The organism is Streptomyces sp. TRM64462, from assembly GCF_013362995.1.
Lineage (GTDB): Bacteria > Actinomycetota > Actinomycetes > Streptomycetales > Streptomycetaceae > Streptomyces.
The window spans coordinates 1-10,216 of the sequence record NZ_JABWDV010000364.1; the positions used below are offsets into that span (position 1 = coordinate 1).

A 10,216-nucleotide genomic window follows, 5' to 3' on the forward strand; every position below is an offset into this window, starting at 1 on the left:
GGCGGTGGCGAGGGACGTACGGAGGGCGGTGCGCATCACGGCTCCAGGGCTTTGTCCGGTCGGTGTGGTCGGTGTGGTCGGGGGCTGCCCCTCAAAGTTATGGATCTTGTGTGTGGGAGCCATCCGTTCCGCGTCACAGACATGTGACAGGAGTCACCCTCTCCCCTGCCGTCCGCGCTCACCTGCGCGTTCAACCTCTCCTCTGCGCGCGCCCGGCCCGGGGGCTGTACAGGCCGCTACGCGCGTAGATATGCTCATCTTGTGACCATGCCCACCAGTGCAACACCCGCAGCCGCATTCGCTGACGTGACCTCGTCCGACAGCACGCTGCGCCGCTTCCTCCACGGGCTGCCCGGCGTGGACGCCGTCGGCCTCGAAGCGCGCGCCGCGTCTCTCGGCACCCGTTCGATCAAGACGACGGCCAAGGCGTACGCCATCGATCTGGCCATCTCGATGATCGACCTGACGACGCTCGAAGGCGCGGACACCCCGGGCAAGGTCCGGGCGCTCGCCGCCAAGGCCGTCCACCCCGACCCGACCGACCGCACCACGCCGCGTACCGCGGCGGTCTGCGTCTACCCCGACATGGTGGCCACCGCCAAGGCCGCCCTGGCCGGCACGGACGTGAAGGTCGCCTCCGTCGCCACGGCCTTCCCGGCCGGCCGCGCCGCCCTCGACGTGAAGCTCGCGGACACCCGCGACGCCGTCGCCGCCGGGGCGGACGAGATCGACATGGTGATCGACCGCGGCGCGTTCCTCGCGGGCGACTACATGAAGGTCTTCGAGGAGATCCGGGCCGTGAAGGAGGCCTGCGGCGACAGCGCCCGCCTCAAGGTCATCTTCGAGACCGGCGAGCTCTCCACGTACGACAACATCCGCCGCGCCTCCTGGCTCGGCATGATCGCCGGCGCCGACTTCATCAAGACATCGACCGGCAAGGTCGCGGTCAACGCCACCCCCGCCAACACGCTCCTCATGCTGGAGGCCGTGCGCGACTTCCGCGCGCAGACGGGTGTCCAGGTGGGTGTGAAGCCCGCGGGCGGCATCCGGACGACCAAGGACGCGATCAAGTTCCTCGTCCTGGTCAACGAGACCGTCGGCGAGGACTGGCTGGACAACCACTGGTTCCGGTTCGGCGCGTCGAGCCTGCTCAACGATCTGCTGATGCAGCGCCAGAAGCTGGCCACCGGACGTTACTCCGGTCCCGACTACGTGACGGTGGACTGAGATCCCATGAAGATGGACAAGCAGACAACCGCGTTCGAGTACGCGCCCGCTCCCGAGTCGCGCTCGGTCGTCGACATCGCGCCGTCGTACGGGCTCTTCATCGACGGGGAGTTCACCGACGCCGCCGACGGCAAGGTCTTCAAGACCGTCAGCCCGTCGACCGAAGAGGTCCTCTCCGAGGTCGCCCAGGCCGGCGCCGAGGACGTGGACCGGGCCGTGAAGGCCGCCCGCAAGGCGTTCGAGAAGTGGTCGGCGCTGCCCGGCCGCGAGCGCGCCAAGTACCTGTTCCGCATCGCCCGGATCATCCAGGAGCGCTCCCGCGAGCTGGCCGTCCTGGAGACCCTGGACAACGGCAAGCCGATCAGGGAGACCCGCGACGCGGACCTCCCGCTGGTCGCCGCGCACTTCTTCTACTACGCGGGCTGGGCCGACAAGCTCGGCCACGCCGGCTTCGGCCCGGACCCGAAGCCGCTGGGCGTCGCCGGCCAGGTCATCCCGTGGAACTTCCCGCTCCTCATGCTGGCGTGGAAGATCGCCCCGGCGCTCGCCACCGGCAACACGGTGGTCCTGAAGCCCGCCGAGACGACCCCGCTGTCCGCCCTGTTCTTCGCGGACATCTGCCGCCAGGCCGGTCTCCCCAAGGGCGTCGTCAACATCGTCCCGGGTTACGGGGACACGGGCGCCGCCCTGGTCGAGCACCCCGGCGTGAACAAGGTCGCCTTCACCGGTTCGACCGCCGTCGGCAAGGCCATCGCCCGCCAGGTCGCGGGCACGCGGAAGAAGCTCACGCTCGAACTGGGCGGCAAGGGCGCGAACATCGTCTTCGACGACGCCCCGATCGACCAGGCCGTCGAGGGCATCGTCAACGGCATCTTCTTCAACCAGGGCCAGGTCTGCTGCGCCGGCTCCCGCCTCCTCGTCCAGGAGTCCGTCCAGGACGAGCTGCTGGACGCCCTCAAGCGCCGCCTGTCGACGCTGCGCCTCGGCGACCCGCTGGACAAGAACACGGACATCGGCGCCATCAACTCGGCCGAGCAGCTGGCCCGTATCACGGCACTCGCCGACACCGGCGAGGCGGAGGGCGCCGAGCGCTGGTCCCCCGCCTGCGAGCTGCCGTCCACGGGCTACTGGTTCGCGCCGACGCTGTTCACGGGCGTCACGCAGGCGCACACGGTCGCCCGCGACGAGATCTTCGGCCCCGTCCTGTCGGTGCTGACCTTCCGTACACCGGACGAGGCCGTGGCGAAGGCCAACAACAGCCAGTACGGCCTGTCGGCGGGCATCTGGACGGAGAAGGGCTCCCGCATCCTCGCGGTCGCCGACAAGCTCCGCGCGGGTGTCGTCTGGGCCAACACGTTCAACAAGTTCGACCCGACCTCGCCGTTCGGCGGCTACAAGGAGTCGGGCTTCGGCCGCGAGGGCGGCCGCCACGGCCTGGAGGCGTACCTCGATGTCTGATCAGAACCGTCTGAGCGTCTTCAAGACCTACAAGCTGTACGTCGGGGGCAAGTTCCCCCGCAGCGAGAGCGGCCGGGTGTACGAAGTGACGGACACTAAGGACAAGTGGCTGGCCAACGCGCCCCTGTCGTCCCGCAAGGACGCCCGTGACGCGGTCGTCGCCGCCCGCAAGGCGTTCGGCGGCTGGTCGAACGCCACCGCGTACCTGCGCGGCCAGATCCTCTACCGCGTCGCCGAGATGCTGGAGGGCCGCAGGAGCCAGTTCGTACGGGAGGTCGCGGACGCCGAGGGGCTGTCGAAGTCCAAGGCGGCCGACGTCGTCGACGCGGCGATCGACCGCTGGGTCTGGTACGCGGGCTGGACCGACAAGGTCAGCCAGGTCGTGGGCGGGGCGAACCCGGTCGCGGGCCCGTTCTTCAACCTGTCCAGCCCGGAGCCGACCGGTGTCGTGGCCGTCGTCGCGCCCCAGGAGTCGTCGCTGCTGGGCCTGGTGTCGGTGGTCGCCCCGGTGATCGCCACCGGCAACACGGCGGTCGTCGTGGCCAGCGAGAAGGCCCCGCTGCCCGCGCTGTCCCTGGCCGAGGTGCTGGCCACCTCCGACGTGCCGGGCGGTGTCGTGAACATCCTGTCCGGCCGTACGGCGGAGATCGCCACGCCGCTCGCCTCCCACCAGGACGTCAACGCGATCGACCTGACGGGCGCGGACACCGAGCTGGCGCGCGACCTGGAGATCGCGGCGGCCGAGAACCTGAAGCGGGTCCTCCGTCCACAGCCTGTGGATTTCTCGGCGGACCCGGGCACCGGGCGCCTGACGGCGTTCCTGGAGACCAAGACGGTCTGGCACCCCACGGGCTCCCTGGGCGCCTCCGGCTCGGCGTACTGAGCCGGGAAGGCCCCGCCCGGCGAGAGACCGCGGCCCCGGCTCCCCACCGTCCTGGGGGTCCGGGGCCGCTTCACGCCGCGCCGCCGCACGGCCGTACCGGCGTCAGCCGGGCAGGACACCGCCCAGCAGCGGGCCCGCGACCGGGAGGTTCGGCGCGCTGGTCAGCGACCCGGTCACGGACGTCGTGTCGACCGGCCGGAAGTCCGCGACCTGCGTGCCGAACCCGTTGTCCAGCGGGTCCACGCCCGTCTCCGCCAGCGGGTTGATCTTGAAGTGCTTCACCGGGGCCGCGGCGTGCGGCACCGCGCCCGTCACGGCCTGCAGGGCCGCCGCCGGGTCGAGCTCGTGCAGCTGCGCGGCCTGGGCCGTGCCCCCGGCGGCGCCGAGCGCGGCGCCCACCGCCGAGACGGTCAGCCCGGCCTTCAGCAAACGGTTCATGGGAGATCCTGCCTGGAGGGACTGGAGGTGATCGGACGGGCACACACCGTAATCGAGGTGTGATGCTCGATACCAACGGGTCCCCGGCGGGGTCCCTCTACCGGCCCAATGCCTCACACTGGTGTCCCGTGAGTTCCCAACCCATACCGACCCGCGTCGTGCTGCTCGCGGGCCCCTCAGGCTCCGGCAAGTCGTCCCTCGCCGCCCGCACCGGCCTTCCTGTGCTGCGCCTCGACGACTTCTACAAGGAGGGCGACGACCCGACCCTCCCCCTCGTGCCGGGCAGCACGGACATCGACTGGGACTCGCCCCGGTCCTGGGACGCCGACGCGGCCGTCGCCGCCATCGCCGAGCTGTGCGCCACGGGACGGACCGACGTCCCCGTGTACGACATCGCCACCAGCTCCCGCGTGTCCCGGGAGCACTTCACCATCGCCCGTACGCCGCTGTTCGTCGCCGAGGGCATCTTCGCGGCCGACATCGCGCACCGCTGCCAGGAACTCGGGCTGCTCGCGGACGCGCTGTGCCTGCGCGGCCGCCCCTCGACGACATTCCGTCGCCGGCTGCTGCGGGACCTGCGCGAGAGCCGCAAGTCGGTGCCGTTCCTGCTGCGCCGCGGCTGGCGGCTGATGCGCGCCGAGCGGTCCATCGTGGCCCGCCAGACGGCGCTGGGCGCCCACCCGTGCGGCAAGAAGGAGGCCCTGGGCCGGCTCACCGCGGCCGCCGCGGGGCGCCACCGCGCCCCGGCCCAGCCCGAACCGGCGTGACGCTCCCGGGCGGGACGCGCTCGGCGGCCCGCCCGGTGCCCGGACATGCGTGCGCCGGACAAGCCCCCCAGCTTGTCCGGCGCAGGTGTTTCCCCCGTATTCCCCCGTGATCCCCCCTGATCCCCCGGTTGTCCCCCGCTGTTCCCCCCGGGGTTCCCCCCGTACCCTCAGGCCACCAACTGGCCGAAGGATTCCTCCCGGTCACGGCCGAAGCTGAGGACCTCGTCCTCACGCAGCCGACGGAGCGACCGCCAGATGCTCGACTTCACCGTGCCGACGCTGATGTCCAGGATCTCGGCGATCTCCGGATCGGTGCGGCCCTCGTAGTAGCGGAGCACCAGCATGGTGCGCTGCAGTTCGGGCAGCCGGGCGAGCGCCTGCCAGAGCACCGCGCGCAGCTCCGTGCCGCGCATCGCGTCGGAGTCGCCCACCGTCTCCGGCAGTTCCTCCGTCGGGTACTCGTTGAGCTTGCGGCGCCGCCAGGCGCTGATGTGCAGATTGGTCATCGTGCGGCGCAGATAGCCGCCCACCGCCGCCTTGTCGCTGATGCGGTCCCAGGCCCGGTACGTCGAGAACAGCGCGCTCTGCAGCAGGTCCTCGGCCTCGTACCGGTCACCGGTCAGGTGGTAGGCGGTGGCGTACAGGGAGGCGCGGCGCTCCTGGACGTAGGCGGTGAACGCGGCTTCCGCGTTCGCCTGCGTCGCCAGGGGCTTCCGCTCCCCCGAGGCCTCCCCGTACGCCTTTCCCCCGTCAGCCACGGCGACCTTGCAGGCCGCCTTGTGCTGACGCCCGGCGCTGCGAACGCACCCCCGCCCGTTCACGGCGCCGGACTTCTCGGTGCTCCGGACGACATCGTGGAGACGCGTGACAACTGCGTCCGATGTGGTGCTGTGCTGCACTGCGTTCATCACGCCCCCCTGTCGTCCTGGAGTCGGCTTGTCCGTGTGCCAAAAGACTGCCCGGGGCACTTCATGACGGTGTCCGCCGACTGTCACAGGCGTGTCACAGGGACTGGAGCCGGGGCCGCGACATGCCGATGATCTACCGGTTGATCTACCGGTCGACATACCGGTCCGGTACCGGTGCGGACATGGGAGCGCTCCAACTGTCGAACTCCTCCTCCCCTATGGGACAGAATGACGCCGTGCCTTTCCTGTTGCTGATCGAGGACGACGACTCCATCCGCACGGCCCTCGAACTCTCGCTGTCTCGCCAGGGCCACCGTGTGGCGACCGCTGCGTCCGGTGAAGAGGGCCTGAAGCTGCTGCGGGAACAGCGGCCCGACCTGATCGTGCTGGACGTGATGCTGCCCGGCATCGACGGCTTCGAGGTGTGCCGCCGCATCCGCCGCACCGACCAGCTGCCGATCATCCTGCTGACCGCGCGCAGCGACGACATCGACGTGGTCGTCGGTCTGGAGTCGGGCGCGGACGACTACGTCGTGAAGCCGGTGCAGGGGCGGGTCCTGGACGCGCGGATCCGAGCCGTGCTGCGGCGCGGTGAGCGGGAGACCACGGACTCGGCGACGTTCGGGTCGCTGGTCATCGACCGCTCGGCGATGACGGTGACGAAGAACGGGGACGAGCTGCAGCTCACGCCGACCGAGCTGCGGCTGCTGCTGGAGCTGAGCCGCCGGCCGGGGCAGGCGCTGTCGCGGCAGCAGCTGCTGCGCCTGGTGTGGGAGCACGACTACCTCGGTGACTCCCGCCTCGTGGACGCGTGTGTGCAGCGCCTGCGGGCGAAGGTGGAGGACGTGCCGTCGTCGCCGACCCTGATCCGTACGGTGCGGGGTGTCGGTTACCGGCTGGACAGCCCCGCGTAGGACCCCATAGCTCGTAGTCGCCGGCTCGTAGGACGGAAACAGCACATTGAGCGGTGCCGTGAAGAGCACCAGCAGGCATGACGGGCCCCCCGCGGGCGCCGGCCGGGCGCCGGGCGCGGGGCGGCGGTGGACGAGCCTGCGGGTGCGCCTCATCGTCGTGTTCGGCCTGGTCGCGCTGACCGCGGCCGTGTCCGCGTCCGGGATCGCGTACTGGCTGAACCGTGAGGCGGTGCTGACGCGTACGCAGGACACGGCGCTGCGCGACTTCAAACAGGAGATGCAGACGCGGGCCGCGGCGCTGCCGCTGCGCCCGACCGAGGAGGAGCTGCGGCGGACCGCCGAGCTGATGGCGAGCGGCGGTGGCGGCTACAGCGTGCTGCTGCTGGGTGAGCGCGCGGCGGGCAAGCCGATCGTCGGGACGTCGGACCCGGACCGGTTCACGATGGCGCACGTGCCGGAGTCGCTGCGTACGGCGGTGAACGAGGAGCACGAGCTGGGGTCCGGGAACGCGTATCCGTACCACGTGTTCTGGCTCCGCACGGAGCGCGGCGGGACGCCGTACCTGGTGGGCGGTACGCGCGTGATCGGCGGCGGGCCGACCGGGTACATGCTGAAGTCGCTGGAGCCGGAGCGGCAGGACCTGAACTCGCTGGGCTGGTCGCTGGGGGTGGCGACGCTGCTGGCGCTGCTGGGGTCGGCGCTGCTGGCGCAGGTGGCGGCGACGACCGTGCTGAAGCCGGTGCACCGGCTGGGCGAGGCGGCGCGGCGGCTGGGCGAGGGCCGGCTGGACACGCGGCTGCGGGTGTCGGGCACGGACGAACTGGCCGAGCTGGCGCGGACGTTCAACGACGCGGCGGAGAACCTCCAGAAGAAGGTCGCGGACATGAGCGCCCGCGAGGAGTCGAGCCGACGGTTTGTCGCGGACATGTCGCACGAGCTGCGGACGCCGATGACGGCGCTGACGGCGGTGACGGAGGTCCTGGAGGAGGAGCAGGACAGCCTCGACCCGATGGTGGCGCCCGCCGTGGCGCTGGTGATCAGCGAGACGCGGCGGCTGAACACGCTGGTCGACAATCTGATGGAGGTCACGCGCTTCGACGCGGGCACGGCCAAGCTGGTCCTGGACGATGTGGACGTGGCCGACCAGGTGACGGCGTGCATCGACGCGCGGGCGTGGCTGGACGCGGTGGAGCTCGACGCCGAGCGCGGCATCGTGGCACGGCTGGACCCGCGGCGCCTGGACGTGATCCTGGCGAACCTGATCGGCAACGCGCTGAAGCACGGCGGTTCGCCGGTGCGCGTGTCGGTGCGTACGGACGGCGACGATCTCCTCGTACGGGTACGGGACCACGGCCCGGGCATCCCGGAGGAGGTGCTGCCGCACGTCTTCGACCGCTTCTACAAGGCGAGCGCGTCACGGCCGCGCTCCGAGGGCAGCGGGCTCGGCCTGTCGATCGCGATGGAGAACGCCCTGATCCACGGCGGCGGCATCACGGCGGCGAACTCCCCTGACGGCGACGGCGCGGTCTTCACGCTGCGCCTCCCCCGGGACGGCTCCCGGATAGCCCAGGACGGGGACGGGCACGGGGACGCTGACCGTGCCGGGGACTGCGGCGAGGAACGGAACGGCCGAGGGGACGACGGGCCAGGGGATGAGGAACAGCGGAGTGACGGCCATGCGGACGCCTGAGCCCGGCCGCGGCGACAACACCGGCACGGAAACGGCACACGTGCCCGCGGGCGCCGAGGCCCGGAGCGGGCACGGCCGGACGGCGCACGCCGGGGACGGACTCGCCAGGGCCGCACCCACGGGGGGCGAGCCCACCGGGGGCGGACTCGGCGAGGGCGGACTCGGCGAGGGCGGACTCGGCGGGCCGCACGCCGGTGGGGGCGGGGTAGCCGGGCGACACGTCGGCGGGGAGGTCGCCCGGCCGCACGCCGAGGGCGGACTGGCCCGGCCGCACGCCGCCGGGGGTGGCGGTGCGGGGGGTCGGGGTGGGGCTCGGTGGCGGAGGGGGGTGTTCGCCGGGGGTGTGGTGATGGTCGCCGGACTCGTCGTCGGGTGCGGGATCCGGACGACGTCCGTGCCCGTCGACGCGGGTGGCGCGCCGTCCCGGATGTCGTGCACGCTGCCGGAGGCCGCGGGTGCGTCGGCGGCGGCCCAGGAGGGTGTCGCCGCGCGGGTGTACCTGGTGTGCGCATCGGGCCTTGAAGCGGTGGACCGTACGGTCGTGCTACCCGCCGCGCGGGACGTGCGGGTCGCGACCGCGCAGGCGCTGCTCGACGCGCTGGGCAAGCGGCCGTCGGAGCGCGAACGGCAGGCCGGGTTCGCGACGTACGTCGAGGAGAGGCTGACCGTGTCGGCGGGCCGCGCCGGTGATCCGGCGGGTGCGCTGCGGCTGAGCCGGCAGCCGGAGGACCTGCCTCCGGCGGCGCTGGCGCAGCTCGTGTGCACGTACGCGGAGACCGGGACGGTGGCGGTCCAGGGGGCCGCCGTGCTGGGCGGGCCCGGGGACTATCCCGTACGGCGCTATGTGTGCGACCGGGCGGTCAAGGAGCGGCCCGAGTCCGCCGTGCCGACGCGGGCGTCCTGATTCCCCTGTGTCCCGGGGTGCTCCGTACGGAACCGATCCCACCGGTCTCCGCGTCTTGGGGGGCGTGCAGCGTCAAGGTTCGGGCGGCAGTGCCGCCATCCGCCACCGCGTGGCGGGGCTCGTCCTCCTCTTCGTCCATCTGGTGCTGGTGGGGTGGCTGACGCTGCGGCCGCTGGACGTGACGTGGGTGACGGCGGCCAATCTGGAGCCGCTGGCCGGGATCAAGGCGGACCTCGCCATGGGTCCGGCCGAGGCGGTGCGGCGGATCGCCGAGGGGCTGTTGCTGCTGGCGCCGCTGGGGGTGCTGCTGCCGCTGGCGGACGCGCGGCTGGATGTGTCGCCGTGGGCGTCCCTGGTCCGTACGGTGTCGGCGGGCGCGCTGGTGTCGCTGGGCATCGAGCTGTTGCAGACGGCGGTGCCGGGGCGGGTCGTCGACGTGGACGCGGTGCTGCTGAACGCCACGGGCGTGGCGCTGGCGCACCTCGCGGTGGTGCCGGCCTGGCGGGCGCGGCTGCGGCGGCGGCTGTACGGCACGGAGGTACGGATGGACGCCGCACGACCGGGCCGGACGGGCGGCGGGCGGCCGGGCGCGGGGCGGGGGTCCGCCGCGGGTGGGAGGCGGGGCCGGGGCGGTGCCCTGCTGCGGGAGGACGGGCCTCAGGGCGCGACCCCGAGGATTCCCAGGGTCGGGATCGCCCCGTAGTCCGACGCTTTGTCCCGTCGGCCGGGTGACGATGGAGTCATCGGGAGCCCGACGGAGCGGCTTCCGCGAAGCTCGCGAAGGAGCCCACCATGGCCGCACTTGTCCGCCCTCGTGAGGGACGCATGATCGGCGGAGTGTGCGCGGCGCTGGCACGGCGCTTCGGCACCTCGGCCACGACGATGCGCGTGATCTTCCTGGTGTCGTGCCTGCTGCCGGGCCCGCAGTTCCTGCTGTACCTGGCGCTCTGGATACTGCTGCCGGGGGAGAAGTCCGCGAAGCCTGCCTGGTAGGCCTCCGCACGGGGCACGCGAAAGGCGGTGGGCG

The 10,216-nt window shown here is 72.2% G+C and carries 11 protein-coding genes; 9 read left to right on the plus strand and 2 right to left on the minus strand.

All coding sequences use genetic code 11. From position 1 onward, the window contains the following. The first annotated feature begins 261 nt into the window (after window positions 1-261). Genes deoC through HTZ82_RS20080 form a run of 3 tightly spaced genes read left to right on the plus strand, consistent with a single transcriptional unit; the run spans window position 262 to window position 3,568 of the window. Entirely contained in the window at window positions 262-1,227 is a 966-nt protein-coding gene (deoC, locus tag HTZ82_RS20070) for a deoxyribose-phosphate aldolase (protein ID WP_375540837.1), read from the plus strand. Between the two features lie 12 nt (window positions 1,228-1,239). Further along, window positions 1,240-2,685 carry an aldehyde dehydrogenase family protein gene (locus HTZ82_RS20075; protein ID WP_175410813.1) on the plus strand — a complete coding sequence of 482 codons (1,446 nt, stop codon included), beginning with the start codon at window positions 1,240-1,242 and terminating at the stop codon, window positions 2,683-2,685. After that, window positions 2,678-3,568 (plus strand): aldehyde dehydrogenase, encoded by an 891-nt coding sequence (locus HTZ82_RS20080; protein WP_175410814.1) that lies wholly within the window; start codon window positions 2,678-2,680, stop codon window positions 3,566-3,568. The genes HTZ82_RS20075 and HTZ82_RS20080 overlap by 8 nt, the downstream gene beginning before the upstream one ends. A gap of 102 nt (window positions 3,569-3,670) precedes the next feature. On the opposite strand, the gene HTZ82_RS20085 is transcribed toward HTZ82_RS20080, so the two are convergent. Then, the gene (locus HTZ82_RS20085) at window positions 3,671-4,006 is read right to left on the minus strand and encodes a hypothetical protein (protein ID WP_175410815.1); all 336 of its coding nucleotides are present in this window, start codon (window positions 4,004-4,006) and stop codon (window positions 3,671-3,673) included. A gap of 62 nt (window positions 4,007-4,068) precedes the next feature. On the opposite strand from HTZ82_RS20085, the gene HTZ82_RS20090 reads away from it, so the two are divergent. Continuing rightward, entirely contained in the window at window positions 4,069-4,773 is a 705-nt protein-coding gene (locus tag HTZ82_RS20090) for a uridine kinase (protein ID WP_175410816.1), read from the plus strand. A 167-nt stretch (window positions 4,774-4,940) separates the two neighbouring features. Here HTZ82_RS20090 and HTZ82_RS20095 read toward each other — a convergent pair whose 3' ends face one another. After that, window positions 4,941-5,681, minus strand: coding sequence for a SigE family RNA polymerase sigma factor (locus tag HTZ82_RS20095; protein ID WP_175410817.1), 741 nt, complete (start codon window positions 5,679-5,681; stop codon window positions 4,941-4,943). A 236-nt stretch (window positions 5,682-5,917) separates the two neighbouring features. On the opposite strand from HTZ82_RS20095, the gene afsQ1 reads away from it, so the two are divergent. The 5 genes from afsQ1 to HTZ82_RS20120 all read left to right on the plus strand — a co-directional run bounded on the left by afsQ1 (window position 5,918) and on the right by HTZ82_RS20120 (window position 10,182). Continuing rightward, window positions 5,918-6,595 carry a two-component system response regulator AfsQ1 gene (afsQ1, locus tag HTZ82_RS20100; RefSeq protein ID WP_175410818.1) on the plus strand — a complete coding sequence of 226 codons (678 nt, stop codon included), beginning with the start codon at window positions 5,918-5,920 and terminating at the stop codon, window positions 6,593-6,595. 58 nt (window positions 6,596-6,653) lie between these two features. After that, window positions 6,654-8,285, plus strand: a complete 1,632-nt coding sequence (locus tag HTZ82_RS20105) for a HAMP domain-containing sensor histidine kinase (RefSeq protein ID WP_175410819.1) — start codon at window positions 6,654-6,656, stop codon at window positions 8,283-8,285. After that, complete coding sequence (locus HTZ82_RS32770; protein ID WP_302852249.1) at window positions 8,272-9,189, plus strand: hypothetical protein; 918 nt, start codon at window positions 8,272-8,274, stop codon at window positions 9,187-9,189. Before HTZ82_RS20105 ends, HTZ82_RS32770 begins: the two co-directional genes overlap by 14 nt. Window positions 9,190-9,253: 64 nt before the next feature. Further along, window positions 9,254-9,892: a VanZ family protein gene (locus HTZ82_RS20115; RefSeq protein ID WP_309235585.1), complete on the plus strand. Its 639-nt coding sequence runs from the start codon at window positions 9,254-9,256 to the stop codon at window positions 9,890-9,892. Window positions 9,893-9,981: 89 nt separating this feature from the next. Continuing rightward, window positions 9,982-10,182, plus strand: a complete 201-nt coding sequence (locus HTZ82_RS20120) for a PspC domain-containing protein (protein WP_175410821.1) — start codon at window positions 9,982-9,984, stop codon at window positions 10,180-10,182. Window positions 10,183-10,216: the final 34 nt, after the last annotated feature.